At 73.7% G+C, this 21,906-nt stretch carries 21 protein-coding genes; 6 read left to right on the plus strand and 15 right to left on the minus strand.

Features of this window, described 5'->3' with window-relative positions:
* From ACPYOM_RS08800 to ACPYOM_RS08810, 3 genes are all read right to left on the minus strand, one after another.
* A partial coding sequence (locus ACPYOM_RS08800) for an LLM class flavin-dependent oxidoreductase (protein WP_481345658.1) occupies positions 1–403 on the minus strand: 403 nt, incomplete at its 3' end.
* A gap of 94 nt (positions 404–497) precedes the next feature.
* Positions 498–1,361 carry a P-loop NTPase family protein gene (locus tag ACPYOM_RS08805; protein WP_481345659.1) on the minus strand — a complete coding sequence of 288 codons (864 nt, stop codon included), beginning with the start codon at positions 1,359–1,361 and terminating at the stop codon, positions 498–500.
* A gap of 67 nt (positions 1,362–1,428) precedes the next feature.
* Positions 1,429–1,980, minus strand: coding sequence for a dihydrofolate reductase family protein (locus tag ACPYOM_RS08810; protein WP_481342427.1), 552 nt, complete (start codon positions 1,978–1,980; stop codon positions 1,429–1,431).
* Between the two features lie 75 nt (positions 1,981–2,055).
* Here ACPYOM_RS08810 and ACPYOM_RS08815 point away from each other — a divergent pair, with 75 nt between their 5' ends.
* Both ACPYOM_RS08815 and ACPYOM_RS08820 read left to right on the plus strand, forming a co-directional pair.
* Positions 2,056–2,559, plus strand: a complete 504-nt coding sequence (locus ACPYOM_RS08815; RefSeq protein WP_481342426.1) for a PH domain-containing protein — start codon at positions 2,056–2,058, stop codon at positions 2,557–2,559.
* Entirely contained in the window at positions 2,556–4,082 is a 1,527-nt protein-coding gene (locus ACPYOM_RS08820; RefSeq protein ID WP_481345660.1) for a PH domain-containing protein, read from the plus strand. Before ACPYOM_RS08815 ends, ACPYOM_RS08820 begins: the two co-directional genes overlap by 4 nt.
* A gap of 280 nt (positions 4,083–4,362) precedes the next feature.
* Here ACPYOM_RS08820 and ACPYOM_RS08825 read toward each other — a convergent pair whose 3' ends face one another.
* A complete protein-coding gene (locus ACPYOM_RS08825) occupies positions 4,363–6,189 on the minus strand; it encodes a BCCT family transporter (protein ID WP_481345661.1) in 1,827 nt (608 codons plus the stop codon).
* A 288-nt stretch (positions 6,190–6,477) separates the two neighbouring features.
* Positions 6,478–7,884, minus strand: a complete 1,407-nt coding sequence (locus ACPYOM_RS08830) for a cation:dicarboxylate symporter family transporter (RefSeq protein WP_481345662.1) — start codon at positions 7,882–7,884, stop codon at positions 6,478–6,480.
* A gap of 90 nt (positions 7,885–7,974) precedes the next feature.
* Between ACPYOM_RS08830 and ACPYOM_RS08835 the strand changes: the two genes are divergently transcribed.
* Genes ACPYOM_RS08835 through ACPYOM_RS08845 form a run of 3 tightly spaced genes read left to right on the plus strand, consistent with a single transcriptional unit; the run spans position 7,975 to position 11,128 of the window.
* Complete coding sequence (locus tag ACPYOM_RS08835; protein ID WP_481345663.1) at positions 7,975–9,597, plus strand: sensor histidine kinase; 1,623 nt, start codon at positions 7,975–7,977, stop codon at positions 9,595–9,597.
* Positions 9,594–10,289, plus strand: coding sequence for a response regulator (locus ACPYOM_RS08840; protein ID WP_481345664.1), 696 nt, complete (start codon positions 9,594–9,596; stop codon positions 10,287–10,289). Before ACPYOM_RS08835 ends, ACPYOM_RS08840 begins: the two co-directional genes overlap by 4 nt.
* Positions 10,290–10,294: 5 nt before the next feature.
* Positions 10,295–11,128, plus strand: a complete 834-nt coding sequence (locus ACPYOM_RS08845; protein WP_481345665.1) for a helix-turn-helix domain-containing protein — start codon at positions 10,295–10,297, stop codon at positions 11,126–11,128.
* A 49-nt stretch (positions 11,129–11,177) separates the two neighbouring features.
* Here the strand turns inward: ACPYOM_RS08845 and ACPYOM_RS08850 are convergent, their stop codons facing one another.
* From ACPYOM_RS08850 to ACPYOM_RS08865, 4 genes are all read right to left on the minus strand, one after another.
* Positions 11,178–12,365, minus strand: a complete 1,188-nt coding sequence (locus ACPYOM_RS08850) for a CaiB/BaiF CoA transferase family protein (RefSeq protein WP_481345666.1) — start codon at positions 12,363–12,365, stop codon at positions 11,178–11,180.
* Positions 12,366–12,387: 22 nt separating this feature from the next.
* Positions 12,388–12,906, minus strand: coding sequence for a gamma carbonic anhydrase family protein (locus tag ACPYOM_RS08855; RefSeq protein WP_481345667.1), 519 nt, complete (start codon positions 12,904–12,906; stop codon positions 12,388–12,390).
* Positions 12,907–13,016: 110 nt separating this feature from the next.
* Positions 13,017–14,768, minus strand: coding sequence for a 5,6-dimethylbenzimidazole synthase (gene bluB / locus ACPYOM_RS08860; protein WP_481343367.1), 1,752 nt, complete (start codon positions 14,766–14,768; stop codon positions 13,017–13,019).
* Positions 14,769–14,772: 4 nt separating this feature from the next.
* The gene (locus tag ACPYOM_RS08865; protein ID WP_481343368.1) at positions 14,773–15,285 is read right to left on the minus strand and encodes a MarR family winged helix-turn-helix transcriptional regulator; all 513 of its coding nucleotides are present in this window, start codon (positions 15,283–15,285) and stop codon (positions 14,773–14,775) included.
* 154 nt (positions 15,286–15,439) lie between these two features.
* On the opposite strand from ACPYOM_RS08865, the gene ACPYOM_RS08870 reads away from it, so the two are divergent.
* Positions 15,440–16,732 (plus strand): MFS transporter, encoded by a 1,293-nt coding sequence (locus tag ACPYOM_RS08870; protein ID WP_481343369.1) that lies wholly within the window; start codon positions 15,440–15,442, stop codon positions 16,730–16,732.
* A gap of 45 nt (positions 16,733–16,777) precedes the next feature.
* Here the strand turns inward: ACPYOM_RS08870 and ACPYOM_RS08875 are convergent, their stop codons facing one another.
* The 6 genes from ACPYOM_RS08875 to ACPYOM_RS08900 all read right to left on the minus strand — a co-directional run bounded on the left by ACPYOM_RS08875 (position 16,778) and on the right by ACPYOM_RS08900 (position 21,905).
* The gene (locus tag ACPYOM_RS08875; RefSeq protein ID WP_481345668.1) at positions 16,778–17,356 is read right to left on the minus strand and encodes a hypothetical protein; all 579 of its coding nucleotides are present in this window, start codon (positions 17,354–17,356) and stop codon (positions 16,778–16,780) included.
* A gap of 1 nt (position 17,357) precedes the next feature.
* Positions 17,358–18,179 carry a hypothetical protein gene (locus ACPYOM_RS08880; RefSeq protein WP_481343234.1) on the minus strand — a complete coding sequence of 274 codons (822 nt, stop codon included), beginning with the start codon at positions 18,177–18,179 and terminating at the stop codon, positions 17,358–17,360.
* An 83-nt stretch (positions 18,180–18,262) separates the two neighbouring features.
* Complete coding sequence (locus ACPYOM_RS08885; RefSeq protein ID WP_481345669.1) at positions 18,263–18,967, minus strand: DUF2589 domain-containing protein; 705 nt, start codon at positions 18,965–18,967, stop codon at positions 18,263–18,265.
* A gap of 214 nt (positions 18,968–19,181) precedes the next feature.
* A complete protein-coding gene (locus ACPYOM_RS08890) occupies positions 19,182–19,961 on the minus strand; it encodes a DUF5995 family protein (protein WP_481345670.1) in 780 nt (259 codons plus the stop codon).
* Positions 19,962–20,034: 73 nt separating this feature from the next.
* Positions 20,035–20,649, minus strand: a complete 615-nt coding sequence (locus ACPYOM_RS08895) for a flavin reductase family protein (RefSeq protein WP_481345671.1) — start codon at positions 20,647–20,649, stop codon at positions 20,035–20,037.
* A gap of 47 nt (positions 20,650–20,696) precedes the next feature.
* Complete coding sequence (locus ACPYOM_RS08900; protein ID WP_481345672.1) at positions 20,697–21,905, minus strand: aminotransferase class I/II-fold pyridoxal phosphate-dependent enzyme; 1,209 nt, start codon at positions 21,903–21,905, stop codon at positions 20,697–20,699.
* Position 21,906 lies beyond the last annotated feature (1 nt).

Raw genomic sequence — 21,906 nt, forward strand, 5'->3', positions numbered from 1 at the left:
CGAAGAGGGTCTCGTAGTCCGACAGGTCGAGTCCGAAGAGCGGGAAGGACTCGATGAACGACCCGCGGCCGACGGTGATCTCGGCGCGGCCGTTGGACACGGCGTCGAGCGTCGCGAACCGCTGGAAGACGCGGATCGGGTCGTCGGACGACAGGACGGTGACCGACGTGCCGAGCCGGATGCGCCCGGTGCGGGAGGCCAGCGCCGCGAGGAGCGTGTCGGGCGCGCTGACGGCGTAGTCGGGCCGATGGTGCTCGCCGATCCCGAAGAAGTCGAGCCCGAGCCGGTCGGCCAGCTCGCCCTCGGCGAGGACCTCGCGCAGGACGACGGCCGGGTGCAGCGGCTGCCCGTCCGGGCCGTCCGCGATGTCACCGAACGTGTCGAGACCGAGTTCGAGAGCCATGCGCCCCATCGTAAGGAGGCCCGTCACCTCGGCCGGCAGACCGACGCGGCCGCTGGCACGGCCGCGGGCACGGCCGCTTGACGGCCCGACCTCCTCAGGCGGCCCGTTCGGGTCCCGGCGCCGCCTCGAGCCCGAGGTGCTCGCCGACGAACGCCCGGATGCGGTCGGTGTGCTCGGGCCACGAGCCGGCGTCGGTGCGCACGACGAGGGTCGGCAGCGGCAGTCGCGGCAGGAGGTCGAGCTCGACGGCGCGGCGATGGCGCATGAACTCGACGTAGCCCTCGAAACCCGCGAGGCCGCGGGCCAGCCCCCAGCCCTGCTGCGTGTGGTAGGCGACGACGGCCTCGAGCCAGGCGTCCGGACGTTCGGCCGCCGCCTTCTCGAGGACCGGCGCCGGGTCACCGGCGTCGAGGTACACGAGCGCCGGAGCGCGGTCCGACACCGCCTCGACGAGCCCGCGGACGTGTCGCTCCAGCACCGCCGTCGGCTGGTCGAACCGGGCCACGAACGCGCAGACGGGGTTCTGGAGCAGGACGCACTCCCAGACGTGCACCTCCGCGCGCGGCTCGGCGGTCCCGAAGCGGCGCCAGCTGTCGGTGAGGACGCGCCCGTGCAGCTCGGGCGTGACGTCACCGTCGTAGCCGTCGTGACGGCGCAGCCGGTCCACGAGCTCTGCGGGCAGGTGCCCGTCGCGGCCGAGGCGGACGAGCCACGCGTCACCGGCCCGCTCGGCGGCACCGATGAAGGCATCTGCGGCAGAGGGCATCTCGCCCAGCAGCTGCACGACGGCCTCGTTCGTGAGGACCGCGACCTGCTCGAGGTCGACGGGGTGGTCGGTGCGCCCCTCCGGCCACTGCTCGACCGCGACGCCGCGGCCCGCGAGCCAAGTGCCGAGGCCGTGCGCCGTCGTGCTCTTGCCCGAGCCGGGCAGACCCTCGACCATCACCAGACCCGACATGTGCCTCACCCTAACCTCGATGCGCCCGGCCCCGTCTCGTGGAGGGACGCCGGAGGCTCGCGCGGGCTCACGGCCCCGCAGGGGGACCGTAGGCCAGGTGCACGACGCCGTTGTCGTAGACGTCGGAGCCCTTGAGCCGCAGCGTCGTCGGGCCACCGCCGTCGGCGAACAGCCGCCCACCCGTGCCACGTGCCACCGGGTAGACGAACAGGTGCAGGTCGTCGACGAGCCCGTCGGCGAGGAGCGCCCGCACGAGTGTGCCGCTGCCCGAGACGTACATCGCGCCGTCCACGGAGTCCTTGAGCCGGCGGATCGCGTCGGCGTCGTAGGGCAGCACGGTCGAGGGTCCCCACTCGACGCCCGGCTGTTGCGAGGCGACGACGTACTTGTGGGTCTCGTTGAAGAACGGGGCGCCGGGGTCGTCCTCGGCCGTCCGCGTCGACCACGCCGGCGCGAACATCTCGTAGGTGCGCCGGCCGAGCAGGATGGCCCGGGCGGCGCCGGTGACATCGGCGAGCGTCTCCCCCATCCGGGGGTCGAAGCCGAAGTCGAACGTCCAGGACGGGTCCTCGAAGACGCCGTCGAGGGAGATGAACTCGTGCACCGCGATCGTTCCCATGGGCACACCATCGCACGACACGTGCACGCCGTCGTGCTGTCCCGCCGACCGGGTTCCGTGTGACACCGTGGACCCATGCAGACCGAGGAGGCAGCGATCCTCCGTGCCCCGGCCAACCTCGTGTCACCTCGCGCGGTGACGCTCTGGACCGTCGAGGCGCTCGTGCCCGTCGTCGGGCTCCTCGTGGCACAGGTGGTGTGGTGGGTCGCCGACGACGCCGGTGGCCGGTCCACGCACTGGGCCGTCGGCGTCGCGTGGCTCGTGCTCTCGGTGGCCTACGTCCTCGTCATGCCCCGGTGGCGGTGGCGCGTGCACCGGTGGGAGGCCACCGGGCGGGCCATCTACACGCAGACCGGCTGGCTGCGCCAGGAGCGACGCATCGCCCCGATGAGCCGGGTCCAGACCGTCGACCTCGAGCGTGGGCCCGTCGCCCAGGTGCTCGGGCTGGCGTCGGTGACCGTGACGACGGCGTCCGCGGCGGGCCCGTTGCGCATCCACGCGCTCGACCTGCCGGTGGCCACCGAGCTGGTCGAGACGCTGTCCGCGGCGGCCGTCCTCGAGAAGGGCGACGCGACGTGACCGAGCCTGCCCCCGCAGACCCGGTGCCCGAGACCGAGTGGCGACGCCTCGACGCGCGGATGCTCCTCATCCACCCCGTCGAGACGCTCGTCCGGCTGCTGCCCGCCGTGCTCGCCCTGCTCGTCGCCCGGGCGAGCTCCGACAGCGACCAGCCGTGGGAGCTCTACGCCCTGCCGGTCATCGTCGGCTTCGGGGTGCTGCGGTGGTTCACGACGCGGTACCGCATCGCGGCCGGCCGCATCGAGCTGCGCCGCGGCCTGCTCACCAAGCAGACGACGACGGCCCAGCTCGACAAGGTCCGCACCGTCGACCTCACCGCGCGGGTCTACCACCGGCTGCTCGGCCTCGCGAAGGTCGAGATCTCGACCGGTGGCAGCCAGCGGGACCGGCTCGTCCTCGACTCGCTGCGGGTCGAGGAGGGACGCCGGCTCCGGGCCGAGCTGCTGCACCGCATCGACCCGGCGGTCACCGCGCTCCCCTCCCCCACGGGTGCTCCGGTGCGGCTGGACGAGGACCTCTCGGAGGTCCCGGCTGCGGGGTGGGAGTCGCTGCCCGTCGACGAGGAGCTCGTGCGGCTGGACCCGACGTGGGTCCGGTACGCGCCGTTCACGCTGACCGGGATCGCGACCGCGGCCGCCGGCGTGGGCTTCCTGTTCCAGGCGGTCGGGCGGGTGCGCGACCAGGGCGAGGTCATCGCGTCGGGGGCGGAGTGGGTGCGCGGCCTGGCGGTCTGGCTCGACGTGCTGCTGGTGCTCGTCGTCGTCTCGGTGCTCGCAGTCGGCGCCTACGTCCTCAGCTTCTGGGGCTTCCGGCTCACGCGCAACCGCCTGGGCAGCCTCCACACCCGCCGGGGCCTGCTGACCACGCGGGAGACGAGCATCGACCGCGGCCGCGTCCGTGGCGTCCAGGTCGACGAGCCGGCGGGCCTGCGTCTCGTCGGCGGCCGACGCCTCAAGGTCGTCACCACGGGGCTGCTGCGTGAGCGCGGCGGCGCGGACTGGCTCGTGCCGCCCGCCCCCGCTGGTCTCGTCGTCCGCGTGGCCGCCGACGTCGTCGCGGACGGGGACGCGGTGAACGCGCCGCTGCAGCGGCATGGGCGGGCGGCCTTGCGGCGCAGGCTGACCCGGACCCTCGTTCCCACCGTCGCCGGCCTCATCGGCCTGGCCGTCCTCGTCGCCACGACCAAGGCGCCGGCGACGTGGTACCTGGCGGCGCCCGTGCTGGTCGGCCTCGCGGCCTGGCTCGGAGTCGACCGGTACGCCGGGCTGGGGCACCTCGTGACGCCCCGCCACCTCGTCGCGCGCGAGGGCTCGCTCGACCGGCGCCGGGTCGCCCTCGACCGCGACGGCGTCATCGGCTGGACGGTCCGCCGGTCCTGGTTCCAGCGGCGTGCAGGAGTGGCCACCCTCGTCGCGACGACGGCGGCCGGCGCCTCGCACTACGACGTCGTCGACGTGCCGGTGGAGCGGGCGTACGCCGTCATGGCGCAGATCAGCCCCGACCTGCTCGCCGAGTTCAGCTGAGGCTCAACCCCGCTCGGCGAGCAGACGGCATGGGGTGGTCCGGGAGCCTGGTCGTGGCGTCGACGCCGACCGCCGCCGAGGGGCACACCGTCCGCGGCAGCCGCGGCCACCTCATCGTGCCAGCGGTGAGGTGACGACCTCGTACGGTCGGCTGCCCCTTTGCCCCGACCGCGCCACGGCGCACCTGTGGCGGCCGATCCAGCCCCGTACCCCCACGCAACCGTGCCATGGCGCGGTTCTGGCGGCAGGTGGGCGCTCGGTCCGGCTCGACCGCGGGTGGTCAGAGCCGCATCGAGGCCCCGACCCGCTGCGTCTTCTCGCCGATCTCCTCGGAGACCGTCGGGTCGGCGCCGGTCGCCGCGTCGGCGTCCTCGGACCACTCGGTCGGCACGAGCTCGCCGACGCCTTCACCGGGCGCGGTCTCCTGCACGGTGAGCGTGAAGTCGTCACCGTGCTCGCTCACGCCGGTGACGACGGCGTGCTCGACGGCGGCCGTCGCGTACCGGCGCCGCACCACCTGCGGGTCGCGCGAGAGGTCCTTCACCAGCGCCGCGGCGAGGCCGACCATGATGACGAGGAACGGCAGCGCGGCGACGATCGTGACGTTCTGCAGACCCGAGAGCGCGTCCTCGCCGCCGATGACGAGCATGATGGCGGCGACCGCGCCCGTGGCGGCGCCCCAGAAGATCACGGTCCTCCGCGACGGCTCGAGCGTCCCCTTCTCCGACAGCGTCCCCATGACGATCGACGCTGCGTCGGCGCCCGACACGAAGAAGATCGCGACGAGGACCATGACGACGACCGCGGTGACCGTCGGCCACGGCAGGTTGCCGAGCATGGCGAACAGGGTGCCCTCCGCGGAGGACCGGCCGGCGATGTCCTGGCCGTGCTGCTGCTGCCAGATGCCGGCGCCGCCGAAGATGGCGAACCACACGAGCGAGACGACCGACGGCACGAGGAGCACGCCCGTGACGAACTGCCGGATGGTGCGCCCCCGAGAGATGCGGGCGATGAACATGCCGACGAACGGCGTCCAGCTGACCCACCAGGCCCAGTAGAAGATCGTCCAGGAGGCCAGCCAGTCCTTCATGCCGGCGCCGCCCGCGGCGTCGGTGCGGGCCGACATCATGGCGAGGTCCTGCACGTAGGAGCCGATCGTCGTCGGCAGCAGGTCGAGGATGAACACCGTCGGGCCGACGACGAACACGAAGAACGCGAGCGCGACCGCGAGCACCATGTTGATGTTCGAGAGCCACTGGATGCCCTTGGCCACCCCCGACACGGCCGACAGGATGAAGGCGACGGTCAGCACCGCGATGATGCCGATGAGCAGGCCGTTGCCGACCGGGCCGACGCCCGCGACGAGCTGCAGGCCGGAGCCGATCTGCAGGGCGCCGAGACCGAGCGAGGTGGCCGAGCCGAACAGCGTCGCGAAGACGGCGAAGACGTCGATGACCTTGCCGGCGGCGCCGTTCGCCCGTCGGTCGCCGAAGAGCGGGGCGAAGGCCGAGCTGATGAGCAGCGAGCGGCCCTTGCGGAAGACACCGTAGGCGACGGCGAGGCCGACGACGGCGTAGATGGCCCACGGGTGCAGCGACCAGTGGAACATCGTCGTGGCCATGGCGGTCTGGACGGCGGCCGGGTTGCCCGCGGCGCCGGTGCCGGGCGGCGGGGTGACGAGGTGGCTCACCGGCTCGGTGACGCCGTAGAACATCAGGCCGATGCCCATGCCGGCGGAGAACATCATCGCCACCCAGGAGGAGGTGCGGAACTCCGGCTCCTCGCCGTCACCGCCGAGCGGGATGTTGCCGTAGCGGCTCGCGGCGAGCCAGACGACGAACACGACAAAGCCAGAGGCGACGATCGAGAAGAGCCAGCCGGTGTTGTGCACGACGAACTCGAGGCCGGTGGAGGCGCTCGTGCTGAGGCTCCCGGTACCGAGCGCGCCCCAGAGCACGAACCCGATGGCGAGCGCGGCGGCCACCCAGAAGACGGGCTTGTCGAGCCGGGACGGGGCCGCCTCCTCGTGGTTGACGGGTGGCGGTTCGAGGGCGGGGTGCAGGGCCTCGCGCGGCTCCTGCGGGGTCTCGTCGGTGTCTCGGGTCATCAGGGCCATACGTCGTCGACGGCACCCGACGAGGGATGCCGCCAGTCTCCTCACGTCTCGGTGTCTCAGCGGTTTCGTTCGGCCGTCAACCCTGCCGAAACGAAATGCGACGCGCAAGACGAGACGCCGGACGGCGCAGTGCTTCCCACGCCAGAGCCGTCCGAAACCCTTGTCCCCCAGCACAGTCGGCGGGTCCCCGTGGCGTCGGTGACCCTGGTCACCCCGGACGTGCAGCACCGGCGCGGCCTGTGCGGCCGCGCCGGTGCGCGTCGGGGTGGTGGTGGTGCGTCAGCGTGCGCCGACCAGCTGGCCCTCGGCGGGGCGGTCCGCCGAGCTGTCGGGGACCGGCGCCTCCACGGCGTCGGACTCTGCGTCGAGCATGCTCGACTCGTCGAACGGCAGCTCGCCGGCGAGGACGAGTCGCGCCTTGTCCTTGTCGATCTCACCGACCCACGTGCCGATGATGACCGTCGCGATGGCGTTCCCGGCGAAGTTCGTCAGGGCGCGGGCCTCGCTCATGAGCCGGTCGATGCCGACGATGAAGCCGACACCGGGCACGAGGTCCGGGCGGTGCGACTGGAGACCACCGGCGAGGGTCGCCATGCCGGCGCCGCTGACGCCGGCCGCGCCCTTGCTCGCGACGATCATGAAGACGAGCAGGCCGATCTGCTGGCCGAGGCTGAACGGCTTGTCCATGGCCTCGGCGATGAACAGGCTCGCCATCGTCAGGTAGATGGCCGTGCCGTCGAGGTTGAACGAGTAGCCGGTCGGGACGGTGATGCCGACGACGGGCCGGGAGATGCCCAGGTGCTCCATCTTGGCGATGAGCCGCGGCAGGGCCGACTCCGACGACGACGTGGACAGGATGAGGAGGAACTCGCGGCCGAGGTAGGACAGCAGCGACCAGGGGCCGATGCCGGTGACGAGCTTGAGGATCGAGCCGAGGAAGGCGAAGACGAAGATGAGGCAGGTGACGTAGAAGGCCCCCATGAGGATGGCGAGGCTCTTGAGCGAGCCGATGCCGGTGGCGCCGACGAGGGCGGCCATGGCGCCGAAGGCACCGATCGGAGCGGCCCACATGACCATGGCCATGAGCCGGAAGACGAGCCGCTCGAGGTGCTTGATGCCGCCGAGGATCGGCTCGCCGGCCTTGCCCATCTTCTGCAGCGCGAACCCGACGAGCAGGGCGATGAGCAGCGCCTGGAGCACCGAGCCCGAGGTCAGCGCCGACACGAGCGTGTCGGGGATGAGCCCGAGGAGGAAGTCGACCGGGCCCTCGACCTTCGCGTCGACCTGCGAGGCGCCCGACTGCGCGACGGCGGCGGTGAGGTTGAGGCCGTCACCGGGGTGGATGATGTTGCCCACGACGAGGCCGATGCCGAGCGCGACGGTCGACATGACGACGAAGTAGCCGAGCGCGAGCCCGCCCACCTTGCCGACCTGGGCGGCCTTGCGGACCGAGCCGATGCCGAGCACGATCGTGCAGAAGATGATCGGCGTGATCATCATCTTGATGAGGCTGACGAACCCGGTGCCGAGCGGCTTGAGGCTCTTGCCCACGTCGGGGAAGGCCCAGCCGACGATGATGCCGGCGACCATCGCCACGATGACGGCGACGTAGAGGAAATGGGTGCGGTCGCGCTTCTGTCGTGCCCCGGTGTGGGCGTCGACGGCGCTGTCGGCGGTGGAACTCACGGTGACCTCCGTTGGCGTGGGCCGGGTGTGGAGACCCCGGACCGGTGGATGACATCGAGAGTGACCGGCGCGGTGACTAGGGTCACGATTGTGTTCATTGAGTTCTCGCCGCGGCGGTGGAGCGTCGCGGCGCAGACCTTCGCCCTGCAGGTGCTGGTGGCGGTCCTCGTCGTCGCCGCCGGTCTGCTGGGCGCCTGGGTCCAGGCGCAGCGCGCCGGCGACGAGGCGGCGATGGCGCGCGCGCTCGCCGTCGCCGAGACCATCGCCTCGACACCGGCCGTCGTCTCGGCGGTGCAGGGACCCGACCCGACCGCGCAGCTGCAGCCGTTCGCCGAACGCGTCCGGGCCGACACCGCCACCGACTTCGTCGTCGTCATGAGCACCGACGCCGTCCGGTGGACGCACCCCGACCCGGCCCAGATCGGCAGGAGGTTCATCGGCCACACGGAGGCGGCCCGCGCAGGCGGCGTCGTCGAGGAGGACTACACCGGCACGCTCGGGCCGTCGGCGCGCGTCGTCGTGCCGGTTCGCGACGGGTCGCGGATCGTCGCGCTCGTCTCGGTCGGCATCCGCAAGTCGGCCGTCGGCGAGCAGGTGCGGGCGCAGCTGCCCGGCATCCTGCTCGCCGGCCTGGGCGCGGCCCTGTTGTCGGGTCTCGGCATGGCGCTCGTGTCGCGGCGCATCCGCCGGCAGACCCACGGTCTGGGCGAGCAGCAGCTGCGCGAGATGTACGAGTACTACGACGCGGTCCTCCACGCGGTGAGCGAGGGGCTCGTCATCACCGACCTCGACGGCACGCTGCGCCTGGCCAACGACGAGGCGGTGCGGCTGCTGGCGCTGCCCGCCGACGCCGTGGGCCGACGCGTCGCCGACCTCGGGCTCGCGCCGGCGCTCGTCGCCGCCCTCACCGACGACGCCACCCACGAGGACGAGCTGCACGTCACGGCCGCGCGCGTCCTCGTCCTCAACCGCGCGCCGGCCCAGTGGAGAGGCCGGCTGCTCGGCCACGTCGCGACGCTGCGCGACCGCACCGACCTCGAGGCCCTGACGGGCGAGCTCGACTCGGCCCGCGGCCTGACCGAGGCGCTGCGCTCGCAGGCGCACGAGTCGGCCAACCGGCTGCACACCATCGTCAGCCTCATCGAGCTGGGCCACACCGACCGCGCCCTGGACTTCGCCACCGAGGAGCTGCAGGTGTCGCAGCTGCTCACCGACAAGGTCGTCGGCGCCGTCGACGAGCCGGCCCTGACGGCGCTGCTCCTCGGCAAGGCCGCGGAGGCGCACGAGCGCGGCATCGTCTTCGACATCGGGTCCGGCGCCCGGTTCCCGCGGGACGTCGCCCCGACGCGGGACGTCGTGACGATCGTCGGCAACCTCATCGACAACGCCCTCGACGCCGTGTCCGCGGCGGGCGAGCCCGGCGTCCCCCGGCACGTCGCCTTCGACTCGCACGTCGACGACCACCACGCCGTGCTCGAGGTGAGCGACGACGGTCCCGGGCTGCCGCCGGGCGGCGTCGCCGACGCGTTCCGGCGCGGCTGGTCGACCAAGGAGCAGGGCAGCGCGGGGCGGCGGGGCATCGGGCTGGCCCTCGTGGCCCAGACCGTCGAGCGGCTCGGCGGGACCCTCGAGGTCGACGGCCCACCCGGGGCCACCTTCACGGTGCGGCTGCCGGTCCGCGACGCGGCCACGCCGCACGAGGTGTCCCCGTGACGGCGTCCGGGGCGGGGGCCCTGCGGGTGCTCGTCGTCGAGGACGAGCCGATCGCCGCGGAGGCACACAGCGCCTACGTCGAGCGCGTGCCCGGCTTCTCCGTCGTGGGGACCGTCGGCACGACGCAGGCGGCCCTCAAGGTCCTGCAGGACAAGGCAGTCGACGTCGTGCTGCTCGACATGAACCTCCCGGACAGGCACGGCCTCGACGTCGTGCGCGCGATGCGGGCGGCCGGGCACCGGGCGGACGTCATCGCCGTCACGTCGGCGCGGGACCTCGACGTCGTTCGGTCGGCCGTCTCGCTCGGCGTCGTCCAGTACGTGCTCAAGCCGTTCGTCTTCGCGACGCTGCGCGACCGGCTCGTCGCGTACCGCTCCTACCGGGACCAGCTGACCCGGGGTGCGGAGGTGTCCACCCAGGCGGAGGTGGACGAGGTGTTCGCCGGGATGCGTGGTGGCGCGGAGACCCGGCTGCCGAAGGGCATGGGCGAGGAGCTGCTCGCTCGGGTCTCGCGGGCCCTGCGCGAGGCCGACGGGGGCCGGTCGGCGAGCGAGGTCGCCGACGAGCTCGGCGTCGCGCGCGTCACGGCCCGCCGCTACCTCGAGCACCTCTGCGAGACGCGCCTGGCGGTGCGCCGCTCGCGCTACTCCGGCGCCGGGCGGCCCGAGGTCGAGTACCTCTGGGCGCGGTGAGGACCGTGCGCAGCACCCGGGACGAGGTCGTGACGCGCGACGAGGAGCGCGCCCACCTCGTCGACCCCGCCGACCGCTCCGTGACCCTGACGCGCACCCCCGTCTCCCCGGACCTCGACGGGCTGGCCCGGCGGTTCTGGGTGCCGGTCTGGGACGTGCCCCCGGGGACCGCGTCGCGCCAGGACGTCCTGGCCTACCCGGTGTGCCAGCTCGTCGTGTCGCCGTCGTACGCCCGCCTCTACGGCGTCGCGTCCGGTCTCTCGCGCCAGGTGCTCGAGGGACGCGGGTGGGCCGTCGGTCTCATGCTGCGCCCGTCGGCCGGCTGGCTGCTGACGGGACGGCCGGTGCGCCGGCTCACCGACCGGTTCGTCGACCTCGACGCCCTGGCGACGCTCGACGGGCCCCGCCTCACCGTCGCCGTGCGCGACGCGATGCGCGCGGACCCCGGGAGTGCCGAGGCCCAGGCCGCCGCCCGCGACGTCGTCGAGGACGCCCTGCGCCCGCTGCTGCCCGTCGACGAGGAGGGCCTGCTCGTCAACGCGCTCGTCGAGGTCGTCGAGACCTCGCCGGACCTCCTGCGGGTCGACGACCTGTGCGCGCGCTTCGACGTCGCCGAGCGGACCCTGCAACGCCTGCTGCACAAGCGCATCGGCCTCGGCCCCAAGTGGCTCATCCGCCGGCGGCGGCTGCAGGAGGCCGCCGAACGGCTCCGGGACGACTCGGCCGGCCTGGCGGCCATCGCCGCCGACCTCGGCTACGCCGACCAGGCCCACTTCACCCGCGACTTCCGCCGCGCCACGGGGCTCACGCCCGGAGAGTTCGCGGCTCGCTTCCGGTGACGCGACGGAGGGCGCGAGGGCCACAGGGGTCGTCGACGGCCGCCTCGCGTCACCCCTCCTGCAACCAGGCGCGGATGGCCGCGCCGTCCTCGCCGAGCGTCGGCGGGGCCGCGTGCTCGCGGCGGGTCACCTCGCTGCCGCCGGCGTCGAAGAACCGCAGCGGTGGCCCGGGCAGCGTGATCCGGCCGAGCGTCGGGTGCTCGACGTCGACGAGCAGGCCCTGGCTGACGGTCTGGTCCCAGCCGTACACCTCGTCGAGGGTGCGCACCTTGCCCGCGGGCACGCCGACCTCGGCGAGCCGGGCGAGCAGGGGTTCGGCGTCCCAGTCCGCGAAGGCCGCCTCGACCAGCTCGATGACCTCGTCGCGGTGCGCGACCCGCTCGGCGTTGGTGGCCACGCCCTCGCCCGACGCGTCGAGCCCGAAGGCCGTGCACAGCCGCTGCCACAGGCCCTCGCTGCCGACGGCGATCTGCACCGACCCGTCGCGGCAGCGGAACAGGCCGTACGGCGCGATCGACGGGTGGTGGTTGCCGGCGGACCGGCCGACCTCGCCCGCGACGGTCCACCGGGTGCCCTGGAAGGCGTGGACGCCCACGACCGACGCGAGGAGCGAGGTCCGCACGAGCGTGCCGCGTCCCGTGCGGTGCCGTTCGTTGAGGGCCGCGACGACGCCGTACGCGCCGTACATGCCCGCGAGCAGGTCGGCGATGGGCACGCCGACACGCTGCGGGTCCTCGGGCCCGGAACCGGTCAGCGACATGAGCCCGGCCTCGCCCTGGGCGATCTGGTCGTAGCCGGCACGCCCGCCCTCGGGCCCGTCGTGGCCGAAGCCGGTGATCGACAGGACGACGAGCCGCGGGTTGCGCGCCATGAGGGCCTCGAGCCCGAGCCCGAGCCGCTCGAGGACGCCGGTGCGGAAGTTCTCGACGAGCACGTCCGCCCGGTCGACGAGCGCGAGCAGCACGTCCCTGTCGGCGGCGTCCTTGAGGTCGAGGGTGATCGACTCCTTGTTGCGGTTGGCCGACAGGAAGTAGGTCGCCTCCCGCTGCCCCTCCTCGCCGACGAACGGCGGCCCCCAGCCGCGGGTGTCGTCGCCCCGACCGGGCGCCTCCACCTTGACGACGCGGGCACCGAGGTCCCCGAGCATCATCGTGGCGTGCGGGCCGGCGAGCGCGCGCGTCAGGTCGACGACGAGGACGTCGCACAGCGGTCCGGCTTCGGGTCCGGCAGAGGTCATTCGGTCACCGTCCACGGATGGGTCAGCCTATGACGCGGGCCGAGCGGTGCAGCTCGGCGAGGCCGACGTAGACCTCGGCGTTGGCTCGGATGCGCAACAGGCCGGGGTCGTCGATCTCGCGGCGCACCGTCGCGGGCACACCGGCCACGAGCGAGCGCGGCGGGACGACGGTGTCCTGGGGCACGACCGCCCCGGCCGCCACGAGGCTGCCGGCACCGATGCGGGCGCCGTTGAGGACGACGGCGCCCATGCCGACGAGGCAGTCGTCCCCGACGGTGCAGCCGTGCAGCACCGCCCGGTGCCCGACGGAGACGCCGGAGCCGATGGTCGTGGGGTGCTCGGCGTCGGTGTGCACGACGACGCCGTCCTGCAGGTTGCTCCGCTCGCCGAGGACGATCGGCTCGACGTCGGCGCGCAGCACCGCCGTGTACCAGACGCTGGAGCCGGCCTGCAGCTCGACGGCGCCGAGCACCTCGGCGCTCGGGGCGACCCAGGCGGTGTCGTGGACGCTCGGCGTCCGGTCTCCGAGCGAGTAGAGCATGCGGCCTCCTGCCGTGTGAGGACCCGCGGCGGGTCGGGGCCCAGTCTGCCGCCCGCCGGGGGGTCGGCGCTGGTGGGGGGTGACGCGTCCGACCCGGGACGCGCGCCCGTTCAGCCGGCGCCGGTGCGCGCGACCTCGCGGCGCAGGGCCAGACCGGTGTGCAGCAGCCCGGTGGCGAGGGCCGCGCCGACGCCCTCGCCCGCCCGGATCCGCAGGTCGAGAAGGGGCTCGAGGCCGAGCTCGCGCAGCACGAGGGCGTGCGCCCGCTCGCGCGAGCGCTGCCCCGCGACGAGGTGCGCTGCGACGGCCGGCTCGACCCGGACGGCGGCGAGGGCGGCGACCGAGGTGGCCAGCCCGTCGAGCACGACGACGCCACCGGCCCCGCAGGCACCGAGCACCACGCCGTGCAGCACGGCGAGCTCTCCACCGCCCAGCCGCCGGAACACCTCCGCCGCGTCGACGGCGTCGACGGCGTCGACAGCGCCGTCGGCCGTGCCGATGCCGGCCGCCCCGGTCACCCGGGCCACGGCCCGGTCGACGACCTCGCGCTTGCGCTCGACCATCGCCGTGTCGGCCGACGACCCGCGCCCGACGACCTCCGACGCGGGTACGCCGAGGAGCGCTGCGGCGAGGGCGGCGGCGACGGTGGTGTTGCCGACGCCGACCTCGCCGAGGGCGATGGGCCCGGACGGCGCGAGACGCCGGCCGTGCTCGCGGCCCAGCGAGACCAGGTCGGCGAAGGTGTCCGCGTCGAGCGCGTCGGTCGTCACGAGATCGCCTCTGGCGCAGCCGACCCCGGCGTCGACGAGCAGGACGTCGAGCCCGGCCGACCGGGCGGCCACCGCCCCCATCGACGTGCCGGCCCGCGTCGCGTCGGCGACGTCGGCCGTCACCGACGCGTCGAAGGCGCTGACGCGGTGCGCCGTGACGGCGTGGTCGGCCGCGGCGACGACGAGCGTGCCGCGCCCGGTCCAGGCTCGTGGTGCGGGGAGGGCCTCGACGCGGTCGAGGACGGCGTCGAGGGCGCCGAGGGAGCCGGGCGCGGTGAGCAGGTCGTCGGCGCGGTCACGTGCACCGACCACCGCGTCCTGGGCGGGCGCGCGCAGGTGCGAGACGGGCGCCTCGGTCTCGGTCCAGCGCTCGCGCATGACGACCTGCTCGAGCGGCAGGCGCCGCGACCAGCCGGCGCGCTCGAGGCCCGGCTCGGGCGGACGCTCGTCGGGCCAGCCGAGGCAGAGCCAGCCGAGGGTCTCGACGCCGTCCGGCAGGCCGAGCAGGTTCGCGAGCTCGGCCGGCTCGAAGAGGGTCACCCAGCCGAGGCCGAGGCCGTGGGCGCGCGCCGTCAGCCAGATGTTCTCGATCGCCGCCGCGCACGACCACAGGTCGGCGTCGGGGAAGGTGGCGCGGCCGAGGACGCCCGCGGCCGGGGTGCGGCGGTCGCACGCGACGACGACGCCGACCGGGGCCTCGCGGATGCCCTCGAGGCGCAGGTCGAGCAGGCCGCGCGCCGACTCCTCGGCCATGCCGGCGGCCTGCCGCAGCCGGGCCCGGTCGGCCATCAGCGCGGCGGCGTCGCGCGTGGCGGGTTCGGTGACGACGACGAACCGCCACGGCTGGCTGTGCCCGACGCTGGGTCCCCGGTGGCCGGCCAGCAGGACCGCCTCCAGGACCTCCTCCGGGACGGGGTCGGGCCGGAACCGCCGGATGTCCCGGCGCGCTCCGATGACGCGCGCGAGGGAGGCGAGGTCGTCGCGGAGGGCCCACGCGTCGGGGGCCTGGGCGCGTTCGGCGGCCGACGTGCGGTCGCCGATGGTGGGGACGGGCCGGCGGTAGCTCATCGGTGACTCCGGTGGGGTGGGCACGCGGTCACGCCTCGATGTCGCCGAGGTCCGCGATGACGATCTCGAGCAGCCGGCCGAGCTCGTGGCGTTCGGTCTCGCTCAGGCCGCGGAGGGTGTCGCTCTCGACGACGTTCGACTCGCGCACGGCGGCCCGGAAGAGCGTCCAGCCATCGTCGGTCAGCGACACGAGCGTGCGGGTGCGGTTCGACTCGTCGGGCCGGCGCCGGACGAGGCCGCGGGCCTCCATCTTGTCCAGGCGGTGCGTCATCGACGAGGGGGCGACGTTGGCGAGGTCGGCCAGCTGGCTCGGGGTCAGGCACGCGTCACCGGCGCGGGCGAGCCCGGCCAGTACCGCCCACTCGCCCTGGGTGAGGTCGAGGTCGGCGAACTGGCGCACGTACCACTGGTCGAGCTTCCTCGTCACGGCATAGACGCCGGTGATGACGCGCTGCACCGACTCCTCGCCGCCCGCGGCGGTGTAGAGCGCGACGTCGGCCGCGTGCTCCTGGGCCGCGCTCCTGCGTCGTCGAGTCGCCATGGAAAGGCATTGTTCCATCCCCCGGGCGGGGTGCTAGAGTTTCGAGGTCGAACTTCTAGTTCGAAATATTCGAGTCCGAAGTCGCGTTGCCGCCGAAGTGCGTCCGCGACCGCACACAGCCTCGACCTGCGACCCCGGAAAGGGTGTGAAACCCATGCGCACGCGCCTGCTCGTCCTCGCCTCCTCCGTCGGCATGCTCGGATGGGGCACGGTGCTGCCCTACCAGTACGCGTACGCGGCGAACACCCGCGGCTGGGGCCCCCTCGCGGCGGCCCTGGCCAGCTCCCTCTTCTCCGTCGGCGCCCTCGTGGCCGCGCCGTTCGCCGGCCGCCTCAGCGACCGCTTCGACCCGGTGCTCGTCGCCGTCCTCGCCAAGCTGCTCGCGGCAGCCGGTGTGGCCGGCCTCGTCTGGGCGGACACGGCGCCCTCGTTCCTCGTGGGCATGTTCGTCTTCGGCTTCGGCCTGACCGCCTCGACGCCGGCCGCGTCTGTCCTCGTGCTGCGGTGGGCCGGGCACGCCGACCGCCGCAAGGTCTTCGCCTACAAGTTCACGGCCGAGGCGATCGGCATGGCCGTCGGGGCCTTCGTCGCGGGCCAGCTCGTCGACCTGTCACGCACCGACGGCATGACGCTGGCCTTCGTCGCCGCCGGCGTCGGCTTCGCCCTGTCGGCCGCGATCATCCGCATCGCGGGCATCGGCGCGCCCGCCGAGGTCGAGGCGGACGTCGCCCCCGAGGAGTGCGAGGCACGCGTCAGCACCGTCGAGGCGCTGCGCCGGGTCTTCGCGGTGCCCGCCCTGCGCTGGACCGCCGTCGTCACGGTGACGCTCGCGCTCGGCTTCTACGCCCAGTTCGAGTCCGGCCTGCCGGCCTACGCCCTGACGGTCCTCGACGCCGACGAGTCGGCCATCGGCCTCGCGGCCGCGGTCAACTGCATCGTCATCGTGGCGCTGCAGGTCGTCGTCGTGCGGCTCACCGCACGGCGGGCCGCCGGCTCGCTGCTCATGGTGGTCGGTGGCGTCTGGACGCTGGCGTGGGTCGTGCTCTCGACCGCGCAGCTCGTCTCGCCGCCGGTCGCGTCCGCCCTCTTCGTCACGACGTTCGGCGTCTTCGCCGTCGGCGAGACGATGTACGCACCCGTGCTCAACCCGCTCACCGCGAGCCTGGCGCCCACCGGGCTCGTCGGCACGACGCTCGGCACCTTCACGGCGATCCAGACGACGTTCTCGGCGCTCGGCCCGCTCGTCGCCGGTGCGCTGCTCGGCCTGGGCCTGGCGAACGGGTTCCTCGCGCTGCACGTCGGCCTGAGCCTGCTCGCGGTGTACGCGGCGTGGCGGCTGCGGGCCGCGATGCGGCGTACGCCCGCAGCTCCGGTCGGCGCGCCGGCCGAGGCGCTGCTCGACGCCGCGCCGCCCGCGTCGCGCTCGCTGCCCGCCGCCGCGGCCTGAGTCCCGGCCACGGCGCGGGGTGCGGGCGGGCGTCCGCCGGACGTCCTAGCCGCGGACTCCGGCGCTGACCAGCAGGTCGGCGAGCAGCAGCACGAGGTCGTGCTGCGAGAGGCGCATCGCCAGCATCTGCGCCGTGCCGCGGCTCTCGGGCCGCTGGAGGATCGCCTGCCACAGCTTCTCGAGCTCGTCCTGGGTCGGGGTGCCGAAGCCGGCGGGCATGAGGCCGTGGTCGAGCGCGAAGACGACGACGGGGGCGAGCTGCTCGCGCGCCTCGGTCAGCGAGCGCTGGGCCGCCCCGAGGTCGTCGCGGAGCCGCTCGCCGGCCGACAGGAGCGAGCGCAGCGCCACGGAGCGCTCGAACTCCCGCCGGCGCGTCTCGACGCGGGTCGCCGACGCCGCGTCGACGCCCCGTCGGGCCGCGGCCAGCTCGGCCGCCAGGGCGCGCAGGGCGTTCTCGGCGTCGGGCGAGCTCATGGCGCGGTAGGCCTCGGCGGCGCCGTCGAGGTGCTCGCCGACGACGTCGGCGTACCCGAGGTCGTTGCCCACGTAGGCGCGCATCGCCGTCGTCGAGGACTCGAGGAGGCCCTCGAACCGGTTGATCCGGTCGTGCAGGAACGGTTGCATGTCACTCGAACTCCACGATCGTCGACGTCGCGCCCGACTCGTCGGTGACCGAGCGCAGGTAGAACGCCTCCTCGAGCAGCTCTGCCGACACGGTGAAGACGCTCGAGTCGGTGCTGCCGTTCTTGACGACGTTCGTCTCCGGGTTGATGAGGAGGTTGTCGATCTGGGTCTTGTCGATGACGGTGCGGGACCGGACCAGCTCGAGCACCTCCTGTCCGGTCTCGGCGAGCAGCTGCTCGCGCGGGTCGGTGGCCAGGGCGTCGGTGCTGCCGAGGCCACCCGGCGTCGACTCGGCGTCGATCGCCGCCCAGAAGATGCGGCTCCACATGACGGCGACGATGGTGTCGGGACGCAGCGGGTCCGGGTTGGCCACGAGCTGCTCGTGGAACTCGACCGCGAGCGCCTTGACGTCGCCGAGCCCCCGCCCTGCCTCCCGGTCCACCGGGACGGGCTGGGGCGGCAGGAGGATCGGGATGTCGAGCTTGTCGGGCATCACCGGCCCGACCTTGCCGGGGAAGCCCGGGAGCGGCGGGCTGACCAGCCGCGCCCGGGCCTCCGCGGCCCGCTGCTGCATCGCCGCGACGAAGTCCTCGAGGGTCATGTCGAAGCGGAGCGTCTGCGTGAACCGCGCACCCGAGATGAGCACGGGGATCGTCAGGTCCATCTTCGGCACCTTGAACCGGGGCACCGCGAAGTGACGCATCACCTCGTCGGCCGCGTACCTCTCGGCCACCACCCTCGAGTAGTGGTCGGCCATCTCGCGGGCCCTGATCATCTCGAGCAGGATGTACCCGGTGTAGTCGCCCAGCGTGACCTCGGCCACGGACCTGCCTCCTGTCGTGTCGTCTCGTCGAACCAGCAGCGTGTAGTGCGTTGTGTTGCGTTGTCGTGCAAGGGATCTCGCGGTCAGGCCGCGAGCATCCCGAGGACCTTCTCGAGGCCGGCCGGCATCTCGTCCTGGACCGCCTTGACGTTGACGTTGAGGGCGTACTCCTTTTTGACCTCGACGTTCGTGGCCGTCTTGCGCTGGTAGGACGCGGACACCTTGAAGCTGACCGGGCCCCAGCCGCCCTTGACCTCGGCGTTGACGCCCAGGTCGTCGGACGTGCTCGAGCTCTCGACGGAGTTGAGCTTGACGTTGAAGTCGACGACGACCTGCTCGATCCGCAGCGAGGGGATCGGCAGCATCGCGAGGAGCGGCACGCGCAGGGCCACGTCCTTGGACACCTCGTGCCCCTCGGAGTCGACGTCCTTGCGCGTGTGGGTGAAGTCGACCATGACGAGCTCGCGCTTGCCGGCGCCGTCGTCGCTGAACCCGACCTTGTTGATGAAGTCGATCGTCGCGAGCGACGAGGCGACCTGCGCGTCGACGGCGGCCTGGAGCGGCCCGCCGATCATCTTGCGGAAGTCGATGTTGTTCAACTCGCTCGTGAAGCTGGTCGACGGTGCGCGGTCGAGGCCGCGGTCGCCCGCGAGCGCCCGCTCGGCGATGTCGGACGCCGTCCGCGTCGCGAGCGCGGCGCCCTCGGCGGCCGCGTCCTGCGGCGTGGCGACGTCGGTGCTGGGCCGGCGCTTGGCGCCCTGCCCGGAGGTGGACCTCTGGTCGGCCATCTCGGTTTCCTTTCGTGGGACTCCCCTGGGAGATCGTGGACGGCCACGTCATCGCGGCCGCGCGGCGGGGCAGGACCGTCGGGGTCTCGCTCCGTCCGGGGACAAAGAGGGGCGAACCGGACGCGTGATACATGCAGCCGACCGGAAGTTCGACGGGAAGCTCGACGGCGAGCCCGACGGCAGACGACGCGACGAGCCGGGGCCGACCGCGAGCTCAGGCGAGGGGTGCGAGCGGGGTCAGCAGCTGGCGCCCGGCGAGGCCGACCGTCCGCGAGAGCGTCGCGAGGTAGTCGCCGCACAGCGGCTCGACGCCCTGCAGGGACCACAGCACGCCGGCGTTGGTCCACGCGGCGTCGCGGGCCCGGGCGATGCTCCACGTGCCGACGAGGTCGGCGACGGGACCGGCGACGCGCTGGTCCACCTCGAGCGCGAGGCCGTCGAGGAACGAGCGGCGCACCTCGTCCTGCACCTGTGCCAGCAGCAGCGTGACGCGTTGGTAGTCCTCCTCGAGCCCCGGGCTGTCCGGCCGCAGGCCGAGCTGGCGGCAGGTGCGCACGACGGCGACGGGCAGGTCGTGGTTGATGTGGGCGTTCATGCCGGCGACCGCGAACTGGATGGCGAGCACGTCACGTCGCGTGCGGGCCTCGAAGAGGGGGCGCCACGCGTCGGTCGGGGTCGGGGCGACCACGGCGTCGAGCCACAGCCCGGCGAAGACGAGGTCGAGCCGCGTCATCGTGGCGGCGTCCCGGAACCACCCTTCGGAGAGCCGGTCGCGGACGAGCTCGGTGACGCGCAGGTACATGCCGCTGAAGGCGCGCACCCCGTCGCCGGCGGGCAGCGCGGAGTCCACCTCGCGCATCCGGGCCACGAGGGCGTCGACGGTGGCGAGCTGCCCGGGAGGCACCGGCTCGAGCGGTGGCGTTCCGGGGCGGTCCGGGTGGCCGGGGCGCAGCCGGGCGCGCACGGCGCCGAGCACGTCAGACAACCAGCCCATACCGGGACGGTAGACCCGACAGGGGCCCCACGCGGGCGAACCGCAGACCAACCCGGGGGCGCCCCGCGGGCGCTCAGCGGTAGTGCTCCTCGTCGACCGTGGCGAGGCGGGAGGGCTGCAGCTGCCCGCCGAGGCCGTAGAACCGCTGGAAGCTCATGACGAGCGGGCGCCACCTGTCGGGGCCGATGCGGTTGGCGTGACCGTCCGCGCGGACCGAGGGGTGCACGTGGACGCGGACCACCTGGGCCACGACGAGCGCGTGGTCGGTCTCGTGGACCGACTCGACGCAGGCCTCCAGCGCCACCGGGCACTCGGCCGCGTAGGGCGCCGTCACGACGTCCGATGCGACCGGGGTCAGCCCCGCGAGGCCGAACTTGTCACGGTGGTGGCGGTAGCCGGCCGCCTGCTTCCACGCCGAGAGCCGCTCGGCTCCCGTCGTCAGGGCCAGCCGGTCGACGGCGTCGACCTGGTGCTGGCTCGGCAGGTTGACGACGAGCTCGCGCGTGCGACGCAGGTTGGCCAGGGTGTGCGAGGCGAGGCCGATCCCCAGCGTCGCGGTGTGTCCGAGCCAGAAGGCCGAGGAGAACGGCGCGAGGTTGACGCCACCGTCCTCGTTCGTCGTCGACACGAGCACGACGGGCGTGCCGAGGTAGAGGATCGCGGGGTCGATGGTGACGTGGCTGCTCACACCCGGTGGACGCGTCTGCGCACCGGAGTGTGAGGTGCGGCCCTGGGTCAGCGCGCGTGGAAGGCCTCGATCCGGTCGATCGCCTCGCCGACCGCGGTGCTGCCGGCGGCGAAGCTGAGGCGCACCGAGTGCTCGCCGGCCCGGTCGTCGAAGTCGACTCCGGGCGTGACGGCGACGCCGGCCTGCTCGAGCAGCGCCGACGCGTAGGCACGCGAGCCACCCCAGCGCTCGAGCTGCGGTCCGAGGTCGGCCCAGTAGTAGAAGGCGCCGTCAGGCGGCGCCGACCCACCCCAACCGAGGCGAGCGGCGTTGTCCAGCAACAGCTTCCGGGTGCGGGCGAACTCGGCCACCGCCTCGTCGCACTCCGCGTAGGACTCCTCCGCGAACGCGGACACGGCCGCGTACTGGGCCGGCGCCGGCGGGCACAGGGCGACGTTGCCCGCAAGCGCGTCGACGGTGCGGACGAGGTCGCCGGGCAGGAGCAGCCAACCGAGCCGCCACCCGGTCATGCCCCAGTACTTGCTGAAGGAGGAGACGACGACCGCCGAGTCGCCGAGCTCCCACGCGCACACCCCGCGCGGGTCGGCGGCCCCGGGCTCGGGGTAGGTGACGCCGTGGTAGATCTCGTCGCTGACGAGCCGGACGCCGTTCGTGGCACACCACGCCGAGACGGCCGCGAGCTCGGCGCGGTCGACCATCGTGCCCGTCGGGTTGGCCGGTGAGGCGAGGATGAGCCCGGCGAGCGGGCCCCGGGCCTGCGCAGCCTCGAGGAGCTGCGGCGTCGGCTGGAAGCGGGTGTCGGGGCCGCAGTCGATCTCGACGACCTCGCAGCCGAGGGCCCGCAGGATGTTGCGGTAGGCCGGGTAGCCCGGCCGCGCCAGCGCGACGCGGTCTCCGGCCTCGAAGGCGGCGAGGAAGGCGAGGACGAAGCCGCCGGACGAGCCGGTCGTCACCGCGACCCGGGCCGGGTCGACCTCGACCCCGTACCAGCGGCCGTAGTGTGCGGCGATCTCGGCGCGCAGCTCGTGGGTGCCGAGGGCCGACGTGTACGTCAACGCCCGCCCGGACGCGTGGAGGCGCGCGGCCGCCTCGGACACGAGGGAGGGCGCCCCACCCGAGGGCTCCCCCGCGCAGAGCGAGACGACGTCCCGACCCTGCGCGCGCAGCACCGCCACCCGGTCGAGCACGTCCATGACCTCGAACGGGGCCACCTGCGAGCGTCGAGACGGACCGGGCCGGCGGGGTGCGCTGTTCACC

It is taken from the genome of Monashia sp. HAY1-2A (genome assembly GCF_056755315.1).